General features: G+C 39.9%; 24 protein-coding genes and 1 pseudogene. 23 read left to right on the top strand and 2 right to left on the bottom strand.

Annotation, left to right across the window (positions count from 1 at the left end):
• Window positions 1-417: 417 nt before the first annotated feature.
• A complete protein-coding gene (locus DW981_RS11885) occupies window positions 418-1,098 on the top strand; it encodes a TIGR00266 family protein (RefSeq protein ID WP_118507867.1) in 681 nt (226 codons plus the stop codon).
• A gap of 204 nt (window positions 1,099-1,302) precedes the next feature.
• Window positions 1,303-1,695 carry a hypothetical protein gene (locus DW981_RS11880; RefSeq protein WP_022024328.1) on the top strand — a complete coding sequence of 131 codons (393 nt, stop codon included), beginning with the start codon at window positions 1,303-1,305 and terminating at the stop codon, window positions 1,693-1,695.
• Between the two features lie 675 nt (window positions 1,696-2,370).
• Here DW981_RS11880 and DW981_RS14915 read toward each other — a convergent pair.
• Window positions 2,371-2,589: a hypothetical protein gene (locus DW981_RS14915; RefSeq protein WP_147352643.1), complete on the bottom strand. Its 219-nt coding sequence runs from the start codon at window positions 2,587-2,589 to the stop codon at window positions 2,371-2,373.
• 211 nt (window positions 2,590-2,800) lie between these two features.
• Here DW981_RS14915 and DW981_RS11865 point away from each other — a divergent pair, with 211 nt between their 5' ends.
• The 5 genes and pseudogenes from DW981_RS11865 (at window position 2,801) to guaA (ending at window position 8,231) form a co-directional block, all read left to right on the top strand.
• Window positions 2,801-3,595, top strand: a complete 795-nt coding sequence (locus tag DW981_RS11865) for an HD domain-containing protein (protein ID WP_118507862.1) — start codon at window positions 2,801-2,803, stop codon at window positions 3,593-3,595.
• Window positions 3,596-3,818: 223 nt separating this feature from the next.
• Window positions 3,819-4,427, top strand: a complete 609-nt coding sequence (locus DW981_RS11860; RefSeq protein ID WP_118507861.1) for a GTP pyrophosphokinase family protein — start codon at window positions 3,819-3,821, stop codon at window positions 4,425-4,427.
• A 184-nt stretch (window positions 4,428-4,611) separates the two neighbouring features.
• A complete protein-coding gene (locus tag DW981_RS11855) occupies window positions 4,612-5,289 on the top strand; it encodes a response regulator transcription factor (protein ID WP_182434263.1) in 678 nt (225 codons plus the stop codon).
• 45 nt (window positions 5,290-5,334) lie between these two features.
• Window positions 5,335-6,576: a HAMP domain-containing sensor histidine kinase gene (locus DW981_RS11850; protein ID WP_118507859.1), complete on the top strand. Its 1,242-nt coding sequence runs from the start codon at window positions 5,335-5,337 to the stop codon at window positions 6,574-6,576.
• 81 nt (window positions 6,577-6,657) lie between these two features.
• Window positions 6,658-8,231, top strand: a pseudogene (guaA, locus tag DW981_RS11845) (glutamine-hydrolyzing GMP synthase).
• 552 nt (window positions 8,232-8,783) lie between these two features.
• Here guaA and DW981_RS11840 read toward each other — a convergent pair.
• Complete coding sequence (locus tag DW981_RS11840; RefSeq protein ID WP_118507858.1) at window positions 8,784-9,245, bottom strand: helix-turn-helix transcriptional regulator; 462 nt, start codon at window positions 9,243-9,245, stop codon at window positions 8,784-8,786.
• Window positions 9,246-9,486: 241 nt separating this feature from the next.
• Between DW981_RS11840 and DW981_RS11835 the strand changes: the two genes are divergently transcribed.
• The 16 genes from DW981_RS11835 (at window position 9,487) to DW981_RS11760 (ending at window position 22,385) form a co-directional block, all read left to right on the top strand.
• Window positions 9,487-9,672, top strand: a complete 186-nt coding sequence (locus tag DW981_RS11835; RefSeq protein WP_118507866.1) for a DNA-binding protein — start codon at window positions 9,487-9,489, stop codon at window positions 9,670-9,672.
• 48 nt (window positions 9,673-9,720) lie between these two features.
• Window positions 9,721-10,872, top strand: a complete 1,152-nt coding sequence (locus DW981_RS11830) for a site-specific integrase (protein ID WP_118507857.1) — start codon at window positions 9,721-9,723, stop codon at window positions 10,870-10,872.
• A 38-nt stretch (window positions 10,873-10,910) separates the two neighbouring features.
• Complete coding sequence (locus DW981_RS11825) at window positions 10,911-11,234, top strand: mobilization protein (protein ID WP_118507865.1); 324 nt, start codon at window positions 10,911-10,913, stop codon at window positions 11,232-11,234.
• Window positions 11,231-12,445, top strand: a complete 1,215-nt coding sequence (locus DW981_RS11820; protein WP_118507856.1) for a helicase RepA family protein — start codon at window positions 11,231-11,233, stop codon at window positions 12,443-12,445. Before DW981_RS11825 ends, DW981_RS11820 begins: the two co-directional genes overlap by 4 nt.
• A gap of 313 nt (window positions 12,446-12,758) precedes the next feature.
• A complete protein-coding gene (locus DW981_RS11815) occupies window positions 12,759-12,941 on the top strand; it encodes a DNA ligase (RefSeq protein ID WP_243034743.1) in 183 nt (60 codons plus the stop codon).
• A gap of 567 nt (window positions 12,942-13,508) precedes the next feature.
• Window positions 13,509-14,927 carry a plasmid recombination protein gene (locus tag DW981_RS11805; RefSeq protein ID WP_182434262.1) on the top strand — a complete coding sequence of 473 codons (1,419 nt, stop codon included), beginning with the start codon at window positions 13,509-13,511 and terminating at the stop codon, window positions 14,925-14,927.
• Between the two features lie 79 nt (window positions 14,928-15,006).
• Complete coding sequence (locus DW981_RS11800; protein WP_182434261.1) at window positions 15,007-15,450, top strand: TnpV protein; 444 nt, start codon at window positions 15,007-15,009, stop codon at window positions 15,448-15,450.
• A 114-nt stretch (window positions 15,451-15,564) separates the two neighbouring features.
• On the top strand, window positions 15,565-16,677 hold the full coding sequence (locus tag DW981_RS11795; protein ID WP_182434260.1) for an HpaII family restriction endonuclease: 1,113 nt from the start codon (window positions 15,565-15,567) through the stop codon (window positions 16,675-16,677).
• A 37-nt stretch (window positions 16,678-16,714) separates the two neighbouring features.
• A complete protein-coding gene (locus DW981_RS11790) occupies window positions 16,715-17,446 on the top strand; it encodes an HNH endonuclease (RefSeq protein WP_118507851.1) in 732 nt (243 codons plus the stop codon).
• A 172-nt stretch (window positions 17,447-17,618) separates the two neighbouring features.
• Complete coding sequence (locus tag DW981_RS11785) at window positions 17,619-17,837, top strand: helix-turn-helix transcriptional regulator (protein WP_118507850.1); 219 nt, start codon at window positions 17,619-17,621, stop codon at window positions 17,835-17,837.
• 9 nt (window positions 17,838-17,846) lie between these two features.
• Window positions 17,847-18,293, top strand: coding sequence for a very short patch repair endonuclease (locus DW981_RS15390; protein WP_207664002.1), 447 nt, complete (start codon window positions 17,847-17,849; stop codon window positions 18,291-18,293).
• A 15-nt stretch (window positions 18,294-18,308) separates the two neighbouring features.
• Entirely contained in the window at window positions 18,309-19,310 is a 1,002-nt protein-coding gene (locus tag DW981_RS11780; protein WP_207664001.1) for a DNA cytosine methyltransferase, read from the top strand.
• On the top strand, window positions 19,300-20,385 hold the full coding sequence (locus tag DW981_RS11775; protein ID WP_243034742.1) for an HpaII family restriction endonuclease: 1,086 nt from the start codon (window positions 19,300-19,302) through the stop codon (window positions 20,383-20,385). The genes DW981_RS11780 and DW981_RS11775 overlap by 11 nt, the downstream gene beginning before the upstream one ends.
• 28 nt (window positions 20,386-20,413) lie before the next feature.
• The gene (locus DW981_RS11770; protein ID WP_118507849.1) at window positions 20,414-20,935 is read left to right on the top strand and encodes an ATP-binding protein; all 522 of its coding nucleotides are present in this window, start codon (window positions 20,414-20,416) and stop codon (window positions 20,933-20,935) included.
• Between the two features lies 1 nt (window position 20,936).
• Window positions 20,937-21,773: a GNAT family N-acetyltransferase gene (locus DW981_RS11765; RefSeq protein ID WP_118507848.1), complete on the top strand. Its 837-nt coding sequence runs from the start codon at window positions 20,937-20,939 to the stop codon at window positions 21,771-21,773.
• Window positions 21,774-22,010: 237 nt separating this feature from the next.
• Window positions 22,011-22,385 (top strand): ASCH domain-containing protein, encoded by a 375-nt coding sequence (locus DW981_RS11760; RefSeq protein WP_118507847.1) that lies wholly within the window; start codon window positions 22,011-22,013, stop codon window positions 22,383-22,385.
• Window positions 22,386-22,677: the final 292 nt, after the last annotated feature.

The following is a 22,677-nucleotide window of genomic DNA, read 5'->3' as shown; positions in this document are numbered from 1 at the left end:
TCATCCATTTTTGGACGGGACGCTTTCGCTACGATGCGCTACGTCACGTTACTTAATGTCTCTGAAATACGAGACATAAGTAACGACGAGCGCAAAGTCCCTTTCAAAAATGATGATTACCTTGCTTCCGGGACTTTGAGTTTCCGAAGGGCATGTAAATCAATCATCAGAGACAACAAAATCTAGAAATCACCAAAAACGTAAATGCGGCAAGGCAATTACTATAGTTCTCTGTCGGCGGAAACCACGATGTTGTGGCTGCAAAATTCTTAGTATTCTTTGACATAATAAGCAATATGTGGTTTTGCAATAACTTCCGGTATGGGAAGTATGAGTAATAAAATATATTGTTGATATAGTGAAAAAATGTTAGAATATACTTGGAAAGATGAAAAAGCGTTTGAAACGGAGGTATTTATGCAGTACAGAATCGTAGGAAACACTATGCCGGCAGTGGAAATTTTGTTTGATCAGGCCGGAGAGTCAATGTACACACAGTCAGGTGGAATGGTTTGGCAGTCTGACGGGATTGAAATGAGCACGAGCACCAACGGTGGAATTATGAAGGGTGTTGGAAGAATGTTTGCCGGTGAGTCCATGTTTATGGCGAGATACACAGCACAGGCACCGGGCACAACCATTGCTTTTGCATCAACCGTAGCCGGTGAGATCATGCCTGTCAACGTTGGCGAGACAGGTGGAATGGTATGCCAGAAAGGTGCATTCCTTTGTGCAGAACCGGGAGTAAATTTAAATGTCGCATTTACGAAAAAGTTTTCTGCCGGTTTGTTTGGCGGTGAGGGCTTTATTTTGCAGGATCTGTCCGGTGTCGGTATGGCATTTTTGGAGATCGATGGTGACAAAGTCATTAAAGATCTGCAGCCGGGAGAGGTGCTTAAAGTAGACACAGGTAACGTTGTGGCGTTTGAGCGTTCTGTCAGCTACGAGATTGAGACAGTCAAAGGTCTTAAAAATATTTTCTTAGGTGGCGAAGGTCTTTTCCTGACCAGGTTAGTAGGTCCGGGACGTGTTATTTTGCAGACGCAGAATATTAACGAATTCGCTGGACGTATTGCTAGGATGATTCCTAGTAAATAATCAAAGACAGAGAGAAAATCAGTTGATTGCCAGAACACTGATTATGGAGAGACTGATCTGCCAGGCAGGAGTATCTTTGTCGGATGATAGGATTTTTAACAGCAGGGAACGAAATGTTGCCTGCTGTTTGTGTCTCATAATGTTGACAGAAAATTTTGCAGCCTATATACCGGTAAAATTGAAGGATGGATGAGGTAATTAAAAGTGAGAATCATTGATTATAAGGAGAATTGGCAAAAGCTTCTTAGCCCGGATATAGTCAAACAGTTGACCTTGATCCACGAGTTTAAGGGAGAGCAAAGATTGTTTATTGAAGCTCATAGAGATGAACTAAATGAGTTGGTCGAATTGGCGAAGATCCAAAGTACAGAGGCTTCTAATAGAATTGAGGGCATCTTTACTTCGGAGGATCGATTGAAAAATCTGGTTCTTGAAAAGACGACTCCTGCGAGCAGAAATGAGTCTGAGATTGCAGGATATCGAGATGTGTTGAACACAATTCACAAAAACTATGATTATATTCCTGTAACGGCAAATTATATATTGCAATTACATAAGGATTTGTACAAATTCGGATTTGCAGAACTGATTAAATAGAATATGTGTTTGACATATGAGTGGTTAGATGTTAGTATACTAATAAAGAAGGTGCTACCGATAGACGGTTAGCCTGATATATGGATCAAAAATGACCGCTTAGTTTACCAGACTGAAGGGCGGTCATTTTTGTGTTTTATCATTGCTCTTAGAACCAACGGTATAACCAAGAGCAAAGCACGTAAGACATAAGCTGACGATGCGGCAAAAGGACGGCAGCAGGCAAAATTATATGCAGATAGTATAGAACAGCAACATGGCAGAAGACCGGTTGTATTTTTTACAAATGGTTTTGATATGCGCATTATTAATAATCAGTATCCGGAACGAAAGATAGCTGCAATCTATTCTAAGAGAGATTTAGAAAAATTATTTAACCTTCAATCTATGAGAAGTAGTTTGAAAAATATAACGATAGATAAGAAAATAGCTGGAAGATATTATCAGGAAGCAGCTGTGCGGGCTGTATGTGAAAGCTTTGATGATAGAACCGTCGAAAGGCATGGGATATGCTTTTCTAGAAATCTTATTCCGCTAATGGCAGAGATGAACTGTCGCAGAACTCAGATGCCATGAAGGAATTAGAGGAATTGGGAAAGACACTGTAAGAGATGTAGCAAGGGGAATGCTTTCAAAGCACTCCCCTTGTTTGTCAATAAATATTATTTTTGAAAATTAATCCTTAAAAAATCCACAACTTTTACATCTGCTACCGAATGTTGTCGCACCACATCTTGGACATTCCCAACTGGACTGATCAATAACATCTGTACTCCAGCTACCATAATTAGGAGTATTTTGCTGGGAAACATTGGTAGCGGCAGGCGGATTGCTTAGTGTTGCCTGTTGGGGCACAAAACCTGTATTTACCGACTGTGATTCCAAATTACGCATTATCATATCCAGTTTGTTTTCTTGTTCCTTTAATGTGCCATAGAGCATAACTTGGTTATCGATGATAGACCAAAGTGCATGGTGGATGGCTGAAAATACTGCTGCTACAGCAATAAAAGTAAGCCATATTTGGCTTGCAAACGTAATGTCTTGCGCAATGAAACAGAAAGGTTCATAATGAACTTGATTGCAAAGAGAAAGGGGTAATTTTGTGGTAATAGATAGAGAACGAGTAAAGCAGGCGTTCCAAGAGTATACAGGCACATATGATATACACGATGAAAAAATCCGATTAAAAGTGGAACATACCTATCGAGTGGCAGATATCAGTGAACAGATTGCTGAAAAATTAGGACTTTCGGAGGAAGATATTGCATTGGCATGGCTGATCGGAATGTTACATGATATCGGACGGTTTGAACAACTTCGCCGTTTTCATACTTTTGTAGACAGTCAATCGATCGATCATGCACATTTTGGTGTGGAATTGTTATTTCAGGACGGATTATTGGCACGCTTTGTGGATAACTCTGGTGAAAATGAAGAGCTGATCAAGAAGGCGATTTACTGGCACAGTGCTTTTCGGATCGATCCGCAGTTGAATGATCGTGAAATGTTGTTTGCAAAGGTGATTCGGGATGCAGACAAGATTGATATCCTAAAGGTTGCTACGGATTTTCCGCTGGAAGAAATCTATAATGTGGCAACGGAACAGATCCACGCACACCTCATCACGGAAGAAGTCATGCAGCAGTTTCGACAGAAACAGGCGATTTTTAGAGACACGAAAAAAGTGCCGATTGATAATTTGGCAGGTCATATTGCTTTGGTTTTTGAATTGGAGTTTCCGCAAAGCTATGAAATTGTCAAGGAACAGGGCTATTTGGATCGATTGTTAGCGTTCCAAAGTCCAAACGAGGGACTTATGCTGCAATTTCAGGAAATGAGACAGATCATGCAGGAACATTTACAGGCGATGGCGGAAAAAAATCGGCAGACTGTGTGATCCTGGCTTTTGCAGGGGCGAGTTAGCAGTATGGCGTATAAGGAAAAAAAGATTCATACTTTTTTCATAAAGATTTGTTATACTTCTATTCTAATCCTTGGTGATTGCTGACGGAAAAATGCAAGAGATACTATTGCCACTGTGGTGAAGAACTTGGTTAAGGAGAATGACTTTTGTCGATCCGATAGGAAAATTTAGGTGGATTGTGGGAAGGGGGATTTTTATGGAGGGAAACCAAAGTGCCTATTATGGACAGTATTATATACCGCTGCAGAATCTGGAACAGGAGATATTGCAATGGTTGCGAAAGTTGGTAGATGCCTATGCGAAACAAGCTGGGGAGACACCTGTAGAACATATTCGAAGTCGTATTAAGACGGCAGAGGGGATGCAGGAAAAGTTACATAAAAAAGGATTTGAGACAACGGCCGATTCTGCACTTGCTAATGTTTCCGACATTGTGGGATTTCGCTTAGTGACACATTTTGTGGGAGAGGTGTACGATATAGTTGAGCGCATGAAACAGGATGGCACGTTCCGCATAGTCAAAGAAAAGGATTATATTGCAAATCCTAAGCCAAATGGCTATCGTAGTTATCACGTGATCTTGGAATGTCCGTTTTCGGAAGCAGAAAGCGGCACGATTCGAGTAGAGGTACAGCTTCGAACGATTGCGATGGATTGCTGGGCAAGCCTGGAGCATGAAATGAAGTACAAGAAACACATTGATAATGTGGAATTGATCGAGAGAGAGCTGAAGCGCTGTGCCGGAGAAATGGCGTCCACAGACTTGACGATGCAGACATTGCGGGACATGATACGCAAAGGCTAGTATGTACGGATATTGTGCAAAGACAGGTATGTATGGCTGTTGCGCAAAGGCAGGTACGTATGCAATTGCGCAAAGGCTAGTATGTACGGATATTGTGCAAAGACAGGTATGTATGGTTATTACGCAAAGACTAGCATACATGATATATTTGCATGGAAATCTATGCAGAAACGAGGATAAGGATATGAGCACAAAAGGAAAAATATTATACGCGGAAGATGAGTTGGGATTGTCGATGGCAGTTTCGGAGATCCTTAAGATGGAAGGATTTGAGGTGACGGCCGTGATGGACGGGCTGGCAGCAGACGAGGTACTGCAAAAAGAGCACTTTGATATTGCTATACTTGACATTATGATGCCCGGTATGGAAGGGACGGAAGTGGCTAGAAATATGCGTGACCGAGAAGATTATACGCCGGTTTTGCTGCTGACTGCCAAAGCAGAGACCGAAGATCGTATCGAGGGACTGAATATGGGCGCTGACGATTATCTCGCCAAGCCGTTTGCAATGGGCGAACTCGTTGCGAGGGTGAAAGCAATGGTGCGCCGCAATAAGGAGTATCAGCAGACGGTATTGAATCTTGCCAACGTAACACTTGACTTGGAGAGCAATGAACTGTCCGCAAAATCCGGCAGTTTGATATTGAGCGTCAAAGAAGCAAAGCTCCTTGCTTTATTTTTGGAAAAGGAAAATGTCAGTTATTCCAAAGAAGAAATTGTAAAACGAGTATTTCCGGGAGAAGTTGACACGGAAGAAATTGCACTATATATTGCCTATATCAACAATAAATTGGTGCAGATCCATGGCAATCTGCAGTTGGTGCAAGAGGAAGAAATCATACAGCTTCGTAAGACTGCATAGAAGCTAACCATAAATAGATTGTAGTAGGAAGGAGTGGCTGGACTTATGAAAAAACTGCGCTTGAAAATGATCGGGATTGTTTTTGCGTCTGTGGTCGCTGCATTTATGGTTATGACGATCATTCTAGTTATGTGTTTTGGAGCATATCGGAATCGTCAGGCGGACCAGATCACAGCGATGATCAGTGAAAATAATGGTACCGTCCCACAATTAAAAGATTACAAACAGCAGCAAAAAAACAGTCAGGCCTTTGAAAGATATTTTAACAATTATAATGAGGATTCGTCTTATCGCACTCGATTTTTCCGGATTTTTTTGGATGAAGACAAAAAAGTGACCAACGTAAATATGGATCACATTGCGGCGGTTGATGTGAAAAAGGCAGTTCGAATGACTAAGATGGCGATGCTTCGCAGGGGAAAGGTAGGTCTGGTAGGCAGCTATCGTTACCGCAAAGAGTATAAAGATAGTCAAGTGCGTTCCATTATCTTTCTGGACTGCAAAGAAAATCAGAGCTTTTATCACTTGGCAGTGACGATCACCATCACGGTATCAACACTACTCACCTGTTTGATCACGGTTATTTTTGCCATCGCTTCCAAACGCGCAGTTCGTCCGTTTGAACTCAATTCCAACCGGCAAAAACAGTTTATCACCGATGCCAGCCATGAACTCAAAACACCGCTTGCCATTATTTCAGCAAATGCGGAGGTACTGCAGTACAAAGGTGATGGAAATGAATGGACGCAAAATATTATTGATCAGACCAAACATATGGGAAAGCTTATCAATCAACTGCTCGTTCTCGCAAAGTTAGATGAGGTTCAAGAAAAGAGTGAAAAACAAGAAGCAGATCTTAAGCTGCTATTAGAAGAAACAATTGAGCCATTTGAAGAAGTTGCAACACAAAAGAAGGTAACATTAAAGCTGCACCTGGAAGAGGGGGTTACGATTCGCGTGAATCGTGAACAGATTGCACAGTTGGTATCCATTCTTACCGAAAATGCTGCGAAATATGTCAATGATGGGGGCAAGATCGTATGGCGTCTTACTAAAACACAACATGGTGCGGTATTGGTTGTGAAAAATACTACCGAAAAAGAGCTTCCGGATACTAAGCGGATGTTTGACCGATTTTATCGCAGTGACAGTTCCAGATCTTCCAAAACCGGAGGGCAGGGTATTGGTCTGTCCATTGCAAAAAAAATCGTCGATAGTCATAAGGGATCTATTACTGCAAAAGCGGGAGATGGCATGGTGACTTTCCGTGTCAGTTTGCCGAAATAAACGAATTAAGCTCACTCTTGTAACCAATTCGAAAATAATGTATGATAGAACCATATTGTTAAAACACAAGGAGGTACTACATTGAATAAGGAATTAGTCATCGTGCTGGACTTTGGCGGACAGTATAACCAGTTGGTCGCACGAAGAGTCAGAGAATGTAATGTATATTGCGAGATTTATTCTTACAAAACTGATATAGAAAAGATCAAGGCGATGAATCCGAAAGGAATCATCTTAACAGGTGGACCGAATAGCTGCTATGAAGAGGGTGCCCCTACTTATTCTAAAGAACTTTTGAACTGGGAATCCCAGTGTTGGGACTTTGCTATGGTGCTCAGTTAATGCAGCATGTTCTTGGCGGTAAAGTCGAGAAAGCACCTGTGCGCGAATACGGCAAAACAGACGTGGCTGTTAATACGGAAGTTCCTTTGTTCAAGGGGATTCATGAAAACACCGTGTGCTGGATGAGCCATTTTGATTATATTTCAAAAGTTGCTCCAGGTTTTGAAATCATTGCACATACAGCAGACTGCCCGGTAGCGGCAGCTCAAAATACAGCAAGTAATCTTTATGCGATCCAGTTCCATCCGGAAGTGCTTCATACACAGCAGGGAACAGAAATGCTGTACAACTTTGTACGCGGCATTTGCGGCTGTGCGGGTACTTGGCGTATGGACTCCTTCGTAGAAGAGCAGGTCAAGCTGATCCGCGAAAAAGTTGGCGATGGCAAAGTGCTTTTGGCATTGTCCGGTGGTGTAGATTCCTCTGTTGCAGCAGGTCTGCTCTCCAAGGCAATCGGTAAACAGCTTACTTGTGTATTTGTAGATCACGGACTTCTTCGTAAAAACGAAGGCGACGAGGTTGAGCAGGTATTTGGACCGGCAGGAGACTTCGATCTTAATTTTATCCGTGTCAATGCACAGGATCGTTACTATAGCAAACTGGCAGGGGTTACCGAGCCGGAGCATAAGCGCAAAATCATTGGTGAAGAATTTATCCGCGTCTTTGAGGAAGAAGCAAAGAAGATCGGTGCGGTAGACTTTTTGGCACAGGGAACCATTTACCCGGATGTTGTAGAATCCGGTCTTGGCGGTGAATCCGCTGTCATCAAGAGCCACCACAATGTAGGTGGATTACCGGACTTCGTAGATTTCAAGGAAATCATCGAGCCTTTGCGCGATCTGTTCAAAGATGAAGTGCGTAAAGCAGGTTTGGAACTTGGCATTCCGGAAAAACTCGTATTCCGTCAGCCATTCCCAGGTCCGGGACTTGGCATTCGTATCATCGGCGAGGTAAACGCTGATAAAGTTCGCATCGTACAGGACGCTGATTTCATCTATCGTGAAGAAGTGGACAAGGCTGCAGAAGCCTACAAAAACGAACACGGCAAAGAAGCACCTTGGATGCCAAACCAGTACTTCGCAGCACTCACCAACATGCGAAGCGTTGGTGTCATGGGCGACGAAAGAACCTATGACTATGCGGTTGCTCTGCGTGCAGTACAGACCATCGATTTTATGACGGCAGAAAGCGCACAGATTCCATTTGAGGTGCTGCAGACAGTCATGACGCGAATTATTAATGAGGTGAAAGGCGTAAATCGTATCTTTTATGATCTGACGAGCAAGCCGCCTGGAACGATAGAGTTTGAATAATTTATGCGTCTGAATGAAGCTAGAATTTATGCTTATTCCAAACAAATTTGTTTAGAACGTGGCAACGATTTGGCAACATTTTTTCCGTTATTCATTGAGTAAATTATTTTATTGCATATAAAAACCTTACTGATTTTCAGTTGTGAGGACTGAAGTCGGTAAGGTTTTTTTGTTGTGGTTTAGTAGATGAGATAAATAAAAAGAGGACTTTCATGTTAAGAAAGTCCTAAACGGAGCGGGGAGGATTTGAACCTCCAAGCGATGCCCAAATCATTTTTATCTTGTTCACTTTAAATGCCGAGTAGTTGAAGAATCCACTCCGCATGCACCGCTCACAATCCAATCAAACAAATTCGTCATTTTGATATCTCCTTTCACAACAACCCAAGTTTGAATCGAGGTAAACAGGAGTGAAATATAATCAACAGGAAGCCCTGCTTTCGTGGATAAGATAATAATGATTATTAGCATAGTTATATCAATGTGCAAATTAATTTTATCAAATTAAAGCATATTTGTCACGATGCTTTTTTTGGTAACATAGGAAAAATTTTACTTTTTCTGCAGAGTTTCCAGTGCCGGATACTTATACCGCCATTCATCATATTGTTCTTTGGTGATCTCCCCATGCTCCAGTTTGTTTTTCTGCCGGAGCCATGTTTTGAGGTAGTCATTAAGTGTTGAGTGAGGTTCTGTTATTGCCGGATCAAAGCTAAAGCAGATATTGCCGTCATGATCTTCGATGGTCAGCCCATACATATCTTCTAATGCGAAGAATGTGTGCATGAGTCCCAAATAGTTGTCAATGTTTGGTACAGTTAATGCTTTTGTGTCAACTTCCAGCCGGTCAGCCATTTCTTTTATCAGTTCCTGTTTTGGAATGCGTGCTTCCGATTCGTACTGTGCCATGCGTACATCGGATGATTTGCCGTGAAAACCGAGCACTTCGCCAAGCTGCTTTTGCGTGAAGCCTTTTCTATTTCGGAAAAATTTGATCCTTTGTCCGATTGCCATGTTTATTTCCTCCATTTTCTTGTTCGTTGCCATTTTGTGGTTATAAATGCAATAATAAACATTTTTGTTTAGGTAGAGTATAGCATGAGGGAAATAGGATAGCAAGAGAAAACTAAACAAATAAAGTTAATATTTTTCCGCAAACCACTTGACTTAAATTAAAATGTTTAGTATTATGTCAAACAACAACTTAAACAAATTGAGTTAGTGCATGAACCTTAACATTGGAAGGGAGGTGATGCTGATGGAGAAGAATTTTATGACAGTTGAGGAAGTGGCGGAAGAGTTAAAGGTGTCTAAATCCTATGCTTACAAGGTGGTCCGGGAGCTTAATGCAGAGATGCGGGAGCTTGGCTATCTGACGATATCCGGGAGAGTGAATACCAGCTTCTTTCGCAAGAAGTTATGCTACGGCGAAGAAGGCTGACTGCTGTAGATACAGTGATCTTAGTGCAGCCGGAAAGGAGATGATGCTATGGCTGTGTATAAAGACGGTGATAAATGGCGTGTGATCTATCGTTATACCAACTGGCAGGGCGAACGAAAGCAGACGCAGAAAAGAGGTTTTAAGACGAAGCGGGAGGCGCAGCAGTGGGAACGGGAGGTGATGTTGAAAAGCGAATCGAAGCTTGATATGACCTTTGCCAGCTTTTTTGAAATCTATGAAGCGGATAAAAAGAAACGGGTAAAGGAAAACACATGGGAATCTAAGAGCCATATTATACGGACGAAGATACTGCCGTATTTTGGCAACTGCAAGATTGCGGAGATAGAGCCGAAGGATGTGATTGCCTGGCAGAGTAAACTTTTGGGATATCAGGGAGAGAATGGGGAAGTCTATTCACCCACATACTTAAAGACGATTCACAGTCAGCTTAGTGCGATATTTAATCATGCGGTGCGATTCTATCATTTACCGAGTAATCCGGCACAGAAAGCTGGTACGATGGGGTGTGAAGAACATAAAGAAATGCTTTTTTGGACGAAGGAAGAATATCTGAAGTTTGCGGATGTTATGATGGATAAACCAAGGTCATATTATGCATTTGAAATGTTGTATTGGTGTGGCGTCCGGATGGGAGAACTTCTAGCACTGACGCCGGCGGATTTTGATTTCGAAAGACAGACAGTGACGATCAACAAATCATATCAGCGTTTAAAAGGGCGTGATGTCATTACTTCTCCAAAAACGGTTAAAAGTAACCGCACGATCAAGATGCCGAAGTTTCTTTGTGAGGAAATGCAGGATTATATTCGGATGTTATATGACATTGGCAAAAACGAACGGATCTTTCAGATCACAAAGTCATATCTGCATCATGAAATGGATCGTGGTGCCAAAGCGGCAGGGGTGAAAAGAATCCGCATTCATGACTTGCGACATTCGCACATTTCACTTTTGATAGAAATGGGATTTTCTGCATTGGCGATTGCTGACCGGGTGGGGCATGAGAGTATTGACATTACCTATCGTTATGCTCATTTGTTCCCGAATAAACAGACGGAAATGGCGAACCGGCTGGATGTTGAGAGGATAACAGATATTGTCCTGACTGGAAATATTGAGGAAGAAATATCTGTTGATCAGATCAAGAAGGACGCAGAAGATGCCGGTTATAAAGGGTGATAACATTTTACGGTGACAGAAAGGAAGGTTGGACTACGATGGATAGAAGATTAGATCATCAGGGAAGGTGGAGACATAAGACAGTGGCATTTCGAGTGTCGCAGGAGGAAAGTGAACAGATTGACCGCATGGTTCGATTATCCGGGTTGACCAAGCAGGATTATATTATCCGCAGGCTGCAGTGCCAGGACATTGTTGTGCAGGGAAATCCACGGGTATATAAAGCATTGCGGGATCAGATGTTACAGATCTATCAAGAATTAAAACGCATAGAGAACGCAGCGGAACTGAGTGAGGAATTTCTTTATACTTTACAGCTTGTGGCGATTACTCTCGATGGAATGAAGGAGGAAGAGGAATGATGGATAAGAAAAAAGCGACTGCTCCGGGATCATCTGTTGGCGCAGATGGGAAGCAGCCGTTATGTAATAAACACAACGAAATTATAACAGATGATCAGAGACAAAACAATCTGCAAGCCACAGGAAATGTGGGGATAACAGACAAAAAAGTCAGTCCGGGGAAATCCAGACAGGACATTCTGCAGACGGTTACAATGGAAGAACTATATGATACCGTTTATCCGCCGAAAGTGCCGATCGTGGATGGGTTACTCTACAATGGGACGTATTTGTTTGTCGGTGCACCGAAGGTTGGAAAGTCATTTTTTATGGCACAGCTTGGATATCATGTGAGCCGGGGAATACAGTTGTGGGATTATCCTGTCAATGGTGGAACTGTATTGTATCTTGCATTGGAGGACGATTATGGCAGACTGCAGAAACGTCTTTCAAGAATGTTTGGGGTAGAAAGTACAGATGCTTTTCATTTGGCAACACGATCCAAGACATTAAATCAGGGATTGGAAGAACAATTGAGCCGGTTTGTAGCGGAACATAAGGATGCACGGCTGATCATTATTGACACGCTGCAGAAAGTCCGGGAGGTTGGCGGAGACAAATACAGTTATGCCAGTGACTACGATATTGTTACCCGGCTTAAGAAATTCAGCGATGAACATGCAATTTGTCTTTTGCTGGTTCATCATACGAGAAAACTGGAATCTTCGGATAGTTTCGATATGATCTCCGGCACCAACGGTCTGCTTGGGGCGGCGGATGGAGCGTTTGTTATGCAGAAGGAAAAGCGTACGCAGAATAAAGCAACATTGGAGATTGCCGGGCGTGATCAACCAGACCAGAAACTGTCACTTGAATTTGAAAGAGAGCAGTGTGTATGGAAACTGGTGAAAGCGGAAACGGAGCTTTGGAAAGAGCCACCGGATGAAGTGTTGGAACAAATCGTGGAATTTATGAGTCTGCGGCATTCGTGGCAGGGAACAGCCACAGAACTGCTTCAGGAATTAAGTGGTTTGAATATGCAGCCGAATGTTCTGACACGAAAATTGAATGTTAGTGTGGAGCGGTTGTATCTGGATCATGGCATTCGTTATGCTGCCAGCCGTGGACACAATGGTCGGGTGATATCCCTTGAGAAGAAAGATAATGTAACAGACTATGTTGTAAAAGATGAGGAACTTGTAAAGAATTCGATAAATTCTCCTGCAGGTTAGAAAGCGTGACGATATGCGACGGTTGTGACGGTATTTTTGATGCCGGGGTGTAGTGAAAATATCGTCACCATCGTCACGACCGTCACAGATGGATGCATAGATAGCAGTTTCTATATATTTTCAGCGAAAAAGATAGAAAAAACTATATCTTTTTAAAAAATTGCTATCAAAAAATATATATGTGCCGGAGAAGGAGTAGACGGTGCTATCACTTTGCACTATCATTTTCAGAAATTGCTATCGTTTTACACTAGCAAAAGCAGGAAAACTATCACTTTACACTAGCACATCTGAATGAAACGGGGTGGTTGGATTGACGGAATATCAAAGCCGGCAGATGGAAAAGATACTGAAATTTCTGCGTGATGTAGATCTGTCGCAGGAAGAAATCCGGACACTGATATGGTTAGCCGGGTGGGAAGAAAGCACGGTGGATGCTCTTTTATCTGTAATGGACAAAGTGGCGAAAGCTAGAGAATATAAGGGATTGAAGTAGTATGAGGAGAGAATAAGATAAGACAGCTTTACGAGGTAAAAGTAGTATTTCTAAGAGATTGGAGTAGGACTTACGAGCAGATGGCAGGAAAATATCGGTGCAATGCAGCGGTATTTTCACTGACTGGATGCGGAAGTTAGGCTCCCAGCAGGGCGCAAAGCCTGAGAAGAACGGTTTACCGTTCGGAGCAGGTTGCATTTTTGGAGGCGTCGCAGCCAAAAGTGCCTTTGCGTTACTTTTGACAAAAGTAACAAAACATATTCCGTCTCAGTCATCGCCTAGCGGCTTGACTTTGACTGGAATATGAAATCCCAGAGAAAGAATTACTTTAGAAATTCAACTAAGGGAAGCGAGGCTTCTTCGAAACTTTATCATGCACAGAAATAATGCGCTGATTGATGATATCGAGATTAAAAAAATGCAAAGCAGATTGGAGGAATAAAACAATGAGCAGAGAATTTTTACAGAAGCAATTAACGGATAAAAAGAAAGGACTGATCACATATGGAGAGAACGATTTCGGTAACGATAGGCAATGGATGCCTAAAACATAATAACAGGGTATTTGTGGCAGAGAATGTAGATCCCGACAGGATAAGTCAAAATGTTGTATTTGTGCAGAGAGACCTCAGGGGAATTTATCACGAACTGTTTGACGAGGCTGTGGAAGAATATAATGCTAAACAAAAACGGAAAGATCGAATAATTCAAGATTATTACAATAAGATAAAGGATGGTCATCAGGAGCATTTGTTCACGGAGGTCATTGTTCAGATCGGGAATATGAAGGATTCCAACTGTATGATGGAGGAGACTGCAGTGGTCAGACAGATCCTTGAAGAATATATGAGGGGATTTGAAGAAAGAAATCCGAGTCTGCGGGTGTTCAATGCAGTTCTTCATATGGATGAACAGACTCCGCATCTTCATATCGATTTTGTTCCCTTTTCCGAAGGAAATAAACGAGGCATATCAACAAAGGTGTCCTTAAAGGGTGCTATGAAAGCACTTGGTTTTGCCGGAACAGGACGGAATGATACGGAAAGTATGCAATGGGTGCGAAATGAAAAGGAAAATCTTGCAACTCTAATGCAGCAACGTGGTTTTGGGTGGAAGAAACTGGGGACTCATGAAAAGCATTTGTCAGTGTACAACTATGAGAAAAAGATGCGAAAGCAGGAAGTAGAAGAATTAGAACGAAGACTTCAGGACAAGGCAGATACTATGGAACAGCAGGAAAGATGTATGGAATCAAATTGGGAAAAGTTGCGTACACAGAGAAAGCAAATGGCGGAGATGGAGCAATCTTACAGACAATGGGAGGTTAAGCAGGAGGAAGCAGAGGATAGGTATTTACATTATTTGTCGCTGAGTAATGAACTGAAACAGAAGTATGATGCATTGCAAAGAGAACACGGAAATTTGCTGAATAGCAAGGAAACGCTTCGCTTGGAATGTGATCAACTTCAGGGAGACTATCGGTTATTGCAAGGGGATTACAAGCTGCTTGCAAATCAGCACGGCAAGTTGCAGGATGAAGTTAAAAAGCTGCTGACGGATAAGGAAAGTATGGAACTGGCATTGGCTACTGCAAAGGATGAGATGGAGACAATGCAGGCAGAAACAGGTGTTGTCAGGGCGGAGCGTGATCGTGTAATAGAAGAAACGGAGGAAGCCAAACGACAAGTTACTTCTCATCTGAAAACGGCAGAGGACTTGTATTATAAATATAGCAGTGTAGCGGTGACAGACCAGCAGGCAGAATTTTTTGATGAAATAGTGAAAATACGATATGAAAAAGAGAAGTTGGAGTATGAGAATCAGAAGATTCAAAGTGAAAACAATACGCTTCGGCAGATTCTTGATAAAGCCGAAGGATTTATGCGAGAGCTGAAGATCAATGGTAGGAATCTGTGGGATGCCTTTAAGGAGAGGATCGCCGATATACTGCCGGGTAAAGGAGAAGAACATTTACACAGACGATAAAAGGGCATTTAATTTAGATGATCAGGATAAGGGAAAGATTTCTTTCTCTTATCCGTTAGGGAGAAAGGATGACAGAATTATGAAGAGAGAAGAATTACAGGATATGAGGCAGATGGAAGAGGTTTCTACAGGAGATTTAGAGGAGCAAGTGTTGCCGGAAGTAATAGAGGAAAACGGATTGATCTATCACTTGGCAGAGAATGGCTGTTACTATCCTGATCTGACATTTGAGCAGGAAACAGACTATCCCATTGGAAAGTATGGTTTGATCCGTGCGGAATATATGTGGGAACATAAAGCACATGAATATCGGATGATGCTGCAGGATGGAACTTGGAATCGGTATCTGCATGAGGTGGACGAGGAATGTCACCGGGGAGTGGAGCTGGCGGTAAAGCGGATCATGGAGAAGGAGAGCGTGGATGAACGGCTGAAAGCGGAGAATCCGATGGAATGGGTGAGACGAGTGAATGGGATTAGGATGCGCGTGGAAGAGGAGGTGGAGAGGCGGTTATTGCAGTGACTGAAGTTGTTTTTGTTGCGATGGTAATAGGGATGATTTATAATAAATGATAAGGAAAGTGGCGATATTGTTTGCAGATATCATAGTATGGATGATTGCGAGAGGAGGAGTTACATGAACAGAGGAGAATGGAGCGAACCATATGTAGCATTAAAGCTTCTTGGGGATCAGAAAATATATATGGCAGATGAATATGGAAATATCAATTTGTCAGAATGGATGACTGTTTTGAGATTGGTTCGACAGGAAACTAAAGACCGTCAGGTGTCATATACATGTAGAACTGATATTGGAGATGTAGTGATTGAAGTTAATCAAGTTCCGGTTGCTAATGTAAATGTAGATGAGTTTCTGGATAAAGCAGAAACTCTAAAAAAAGATATTCTTTCTAGGGCGGGAGCGTCATTTAATGTATCAAAAGATGTGATGGATTTTTTGCCGGAAATAGAGATGACGTCATTGAAAGCCAAAAGTATTGAGAAAAGTGATGTTTTCTTAGATACACATGATCCGCGAAGTGGTATAGATAGAGAAAATATTGGCTTTTCTATTAAAAGCGAGATGGGAAAGGATCCGACGCTTTTTAATACATCAAGAGCTTCCGGGATTATATATAAGGTGGTTGGCATGTCAGAAGGATTAATGCATCAGGTAAATTCATTGGTAGATGATAAAGGACATGCAGCTGTATCTGATAGGTGCAAATTAATGATTCAAAGAGGATGTACCTTAGTATATCAAGGATATGAATTCGCTAAGAGAGCAAAATGCCAAGCATTTGCAGAAAATTTAGACTTAATAAATCCAAGATTACCAGAGGTTATAGAATGGATTCTTTGGAATCATTTCGTAGAGAAAAATAATGACAGAAATATAATTGATATTATTAATCTGCTGATTTCTAAAAATCCATGTCATTTGACTAATCCTGAAATTAAATATGTGTTTATGATAAAACAATTTTTATATGCAGTCTATTGTGGCATGACTGCCTCGACTTTGTGGAATGGAAGTAGCAAAGTTAAAGGCGGTTACATAACAGTCAAGAAAAATGGTGATGTGATTGCAAATTATGCAATGGAATCAGATGCTTTTAAGAATTATTTGTATCAACATTGTTATATGGATTATCCGTCAACAGATTCTGGTCATGGAGATTATGGAAAAGTATATGTGAAGGATGGAAAATATTTCTTTAACTTAAATTTTCAAGTGAGAATATGTTGATTTATGAAAAGAAAAGACGAGAAGGAGATGATTAATAATGGAAATTTTAAACGAATTTTCCGATTGGATGATACGAAATTCTAATCTTAGTGAGAGTTCCGTTTATAAATACAAGCGGGCAGTGAACACTGTATCTAATGAGATGTTAGAACGGGAAGTTGTAAATAAAAGTTTGTTGAATATGAATCTTGTAGAATTGGACATTGCAGTATACAACATTTTTAAAAATCCACTATTTATAGAGAAAAATACTCGTGGAAATCATATGTATAGCAATGCACTTAAGCAGTATAGATATTATATGATGGGAAAAAACGACGATGATTGTGCTGAGAAAAAATTAGAAGAAGAAATAAAGAACTCACCGATATTAAATGATACGGAGAAACAGGTTATTATTAAAGCCAGAATAGGGCAGGGAAAATATCGTGATAACTTAATGAAAAAGTATAATCATCATTGTGTTGTCACGGGTATTGATACAACCAAATTGTTGTTTGCAAGCCATATTAAGCCATGGCGGGTGTGTGATAATGAAGAGAGAATTGACACAGAAAATGGGCTATTGTTGAGCGCAAATATGGATAGATTGTTTGACAGTGGATTAATTACATTTACGATAGAAGGGAATATGATAATATCTCCGTATGTTGGAGCCGCAAATGAATCGCGACTGCACATATTTAAGGGGATGAAGGTTGATCTGCAACCTTCGACAAAATTGCTTGCATATCTGGAATATCACAGGGATGTTTTATATGTAAAGTAGTATTGGGAAGAGTTTTGAATATAGGAAGGGTTTCAGAAATATTAAAATTAAGCGTTCTCATAAATTGTTGTGATTTCTCTTGAAATCATGAACGAATTATGATAAGATAACAGAAAGTATGTTCGATTTCTTGGTGGGGCTTTATTTGATCGAGCATCTTTGGAGGAGTAAGATGAAGATTAGCTATAAAAAGTTGTGGAAGTTACTGATTGACCGCGACATGAAGAAAAAGCAATTGGCAGAAGCAGCAGGAATCAGTTCTGCATCAATTGCAAAATTAGGTAGAAATGAAAATGTGAATACTGATATTTTACTTAAAATATGCATCGCATTGAACAGTGATATATCAGATATTATGGAAGTTGTACCCGATGAGGAGATACAATGTTGAGGTGATTGAATGGATCGACTGACAAAGGAACAACGCCATAAAAATATGAAAAATATTAAAAACAAAGATACCGGTATTGAGGTGACTTTAAGAAAGGCATTATGGAATAAGGGGTATCGCTATCGGAAAAATGACAAGCGATTACCAGGGAAGCCTGACATTGTGTTGACAAAGTATAAAATTGCTATTTTTTGTGATAGTGAATTTTTTCATGGAAAGGACTGGGAGGTCCTAAAGCCACAGTTGGAGAGGGGTAAGAATGCTGATTTCTGGATTAAAAAGATATCAAAGAATCAGCAACGGGATGAGGAAGTGAACAAACAACTGCAGTATTTGGGATGGACGGTTATTCGCTTTTGGGGAAAAGATATAACCAAACATACAGATGAGTGTGTTCAAGTTATAGAGGAAACTATTTTCGATATAATGATGGGCACGGATAATTATTACGAATAAAGGAGATAAGGCAATATGTATAGATCAATAGATTTGTTTGCAGGAATTGGAGGCATAAGAAAAGGTTTTGATAATGCCTTTGGAAAGGACATTAAAACTGTCTTTGTTAGTGAATGGGATGAATATGCACAAAAAACCTACAAATTAAATTATCATGATGACTTTGATATTGCCGGAGACATTACTCAAATTGATGAAAAAGATATTCCAGAGTTCGATATTTGTTTAGCGGGTTTTCCGTGTCAGGCATTTTCGCTGGCAGGAAAGCGTATGGGATTTGATGATGATTATAAAGGTATGTGTCGCGGAACTTTGTTTCAGGATGTTGTTCGAATTTGTGAATATAGGAAGCCCAAAGTTATTTTTTGTGAAAATGTAAAGGGACTCACCATTCATGACAAAGGGCGCACTTTTAAGGTTATTAAGAGAGCTTTTGAGCAGATTGGATATAAGGTGTATGACAGGGTTTTGAATAGTAGGGATTTTGGAGTGCCTCAGAACAGAGAAAGAATATACATAGTAGCCTTTCGAAATGATATTGACAGCAACGAATTTAAGTTTCCGGAAGGAAATAATTCTGATACATGCATTAAGGATATTATGGAAGAAAAGGAAGTTAGTGTGAAATATTATCTTTCCACGGTTTATATGGAAACATTACGTAGACATAAGGCAAGGCACCAATCGAAGGGAAATGGTTTTGGTTATGAGATTCGGGATCTTGATGGTCAGGCAGGAGCCATTGTGTGCGGCGGAATGGGGCGAGAAAGGAATCTTATTATTGATAAGAGACTTACGAATTTCACACCGGTAACACACATAAAGGGAGAAGTTAACAAGGAAGGAATCCGTAAGATGACACCTCGTGAATGGGCACGATTACAAGGATTTCCTGACGATTTTAGGTTAGAGCTTGCAGATACTCATTTGTATAAGCAGTTTGGAAACAGTGTAACAGTCAATGTAATTGAGGCGATTGCAAAGGAGATAAGGAAGGTGTTGGAAAATGGCAAATAACAGTGATGGCAAAATGGCGGGAAATAAAGGTGAATGGTCAGAATTATATGCTTTTTTGCGTTTGTTAAGTCAGGGGAGAGTTTATGCGGCAAATGAGAAAGTGGAAAAAATTGACAATGTATACTATCCGATTTTAAAGATTATCAGAGAAGAACAAAAAGGAGAAGTTTATGACTATTGTATAGAAAATGATGCAGTAGTGATAGAAACGCAATCACGTAGAATTATGACAATAGATCGTGAATCTTTGAAGGAAGAAGCTGATAAATTGTTGGAAGAAATTGCGGTACATAGCGGAAGCTTTGAAGTGGAAGAAGTGGCATCTTTTGTCAATGGAATTAAAGTAACAAAACTTAAAGCCCCATCGACGGATACGACAGATATTACAATGCAGATTCAAGACGTATATACAAATCTTGTTCGTAAAGTTGGTTTCTCAATTAAGTCAGAGGTTGGAAACGCACCTACACTCTTGAATGCAGGAAAGACTACTAATTTTATATATAAAGTTGATGGACTGAATTGGGAGCAGGCGAAAGAAATTAATGCAATAGAAACCAGAACTAAAATTCATGATCGCATGGAAAAGATTAGGGAATATGGTGGAAAAATCAGTTATGCCGATATGAGTCATAAGGGGTTTAAACGTAATCTGATTATGGTAGACAGCAGTATGCCTGAAATCTTAGGGGATTTGCTTCTTTATTTTTATAATGAAGATGTTAAAGATTGCAAGAAATTGGTGGAAATGGCAGGAGAGCGTGACCCGCTAGGATATGGTGATGCTGCAATGTATGAATATAAATTCAAAAAATTTCTCTGTTCTTGTGCATTAGGGTTAAAGCCGGCAAAGCCGTGGGACGGATTGGATGAGGCGAATGGGGGTTATATCATTGTAAAGGCTGATGGTGAAGTGTTGGCATATCATATTTACAACCGCAATTTCTTCGAACAGTACTTGGTTGATAATACTATTTGTGAGCGTGCTTCCACGGGAAGGCATGAATATATGAGCCTTTATGAGGAAGACGGACAGATGTATATTAAATTGAATTTACAGGTGAGATTTAAGTAAAGAACTGTTTTAGATTGGAGAGGTGAAAATGATATTTGTAAGCGGAATTCATGGAGTAGGAAAAACCTATTTTTGTAATATGATGGGGGAACGATTGGGAATTAAAGCATATTCGGCAAGTGAATTAATTGCAGAAAAAAGTAATCAGGTGATGGCATCAGATAAACAAGTTATGGATGTTGACCAAAATCAGATGTTCCTTCAGATGGCCATTAATGAGTTGCGTATGAAACAAGAGGAATTTATATTAGATGGTCATTTTTGCTTGTTGAATAAAGAGGGAAAAATTTTGAGAATATCACCAGGCCTATTCTCCTTCTTAAATCCAGATAAAATTGTTCTGTTAATGGAAAAAACTTCAGTTATTGCAGAACGTAGGTTGCGAAGAGATGGAATCTTTGAAAATGAAAATAGCCTATATACTTTTCAAGAAGAAGAAAAGAAGTATGCTGAAGAGATTGCGACGACTTTAAATGTACAACTAATTGTTTCAACGGGCAGTAACGATTTGATGAACATTATAGAAAAAATAGGAGAGGAGAAAAGATGATATGGCAGGAAGATTTTATTTAAGAAAATTTGCAGATATAAACTTAGATGATGAATTTTTTGATACGTTAAAGGCTGATTATCCTGGAAATGCCAATAGTACTGGATTTATTGAATGGTTTAATAAGAAAGCAAACAATGGTTCCACGGCATTAGTATTCGAAGATGGTATTGGAATTGGTGCTTTTGTGGTTATAAAAGAAGAACAAGAGTGCATTGAGTTAAAAAATGATGTTTTGCCAGCTTTTAAGAGGATAAAAATAAGTACGTTTAGAATTGCGGAAAGATACAGAAGACAACGAATTGGAGAAGGGGCCATAGGTTTAATTTTATGGAAATGGCAGCAATCAGATTGTGATGAAATTTATGTGACAGTGTTTGATAAGCATAAAACACTTATTGTGCAATTTGAGAGATTTGGTTTTATAAATATTGGAAAAAATCGTAATGGTGAGAATGTTTTGATGAAAAATCGTAAAAAAATAGATTTTAGTAGTGTCTATGGATCATTTCCGTTTATAAAGGCAGGTTTTGATTGTGCAGGGTACGTAATTGTAGAAGATCAATATCATGACACGATGTTTGCATATTCGGAGCTTGCAAATAAGATGATGTTACAAACGGAGATTGGCAGTAGCGTAAGTAATGGACTTTGCAAAATATATGTAGGCAAAGCCCCGCAAATAAAATATAAAATTGGGGAACCTGTTTTGATATATCGTAAGTATACACAGGGTGCTGGTAAAAGATTTAAATCATGCATTACATCATATTGTGTCATTACAGATGTGATTCAAGCCAAAAGTAATAATCGTTTTTTGATGTCTTTTGGGGAATAAAACAGAGAATAGGAAATAAATCTGTCTTTGATGAGAAAGAATTATTAAGACAGTATAATGAATATCATAACGTTGTTGTCATGGAGATGTTGTATTTTGGGTATTTTGGCGCAGGTAATAATGTAAATATGGATTGGCTGGATAAAAATGGATGCTGGACAATGCAAAATCAATATCCCACAGATGTTCGATTGAGTGAGAACCAATTTAAAAAAATACTAATGGAGGGCAATGTTAATGTGTCAAATGTTATTATCAATTAATCCAGAATACGTTGAGAGTATATTAAATGGGACAAAACTTTATGAATATAGGAAGTTTAGATGTCGGGATGATATCGATAAAATTATTATTTATGCAACAACCCCATGGAAACAGGTTGTGGGAGAAGCCGAAATTGAATATATAATAGAGGATGATGTGTTAAAAGTTTGGCGGCAGACTAAGGAGTATTCAGGAATAACTTATAAGTTTTTTAGAAAGTATTATAAGGGAAAGAAAAAAGCTATTGCGTATCGGCTGAAAAATGTTGTAACTTATGATAAACCCTTAGCCTTGCAAGATTTTGGAATATTGTCAGCTCCGCAATCCTTTCGATATTTGCCTGGTTAATTTATGTTTCAGATATTAACAAACATTGTGGGAGATATCTGGAATAGGATAATAGCGGTGTGTAAACTAGTTGCTTTAGGGGAGGAACATATTGATGATTAGGAGAATTATTAAATGGATATAATGAATATGTGAGAGTAATGTTATCTCGAAAGATATTTTTAAAATAGAAAAGTTATTATGACTGAATGTTAGCAGCAAAAACCACAACAGAAGAATGAAAAGACAGTATACTGAATGTTAGCAGCAAAAACCACAACAGAAGAATGAAAAGACAGTATATAAATGTAGT

The sequence above is a fragment of the Clostridium sp. AM49-4BH genome (assembly GCF_003478335.1).
Lineage (GTDB): Bacteria > Bacillota > Clostridia > Lachnospirales > Lachnospiraceae > Butyribacter.
Note: the sequence above shows the minus strand (reverse complement) of the source record. Positions and strands in the feature narration are given on the sequence as shown.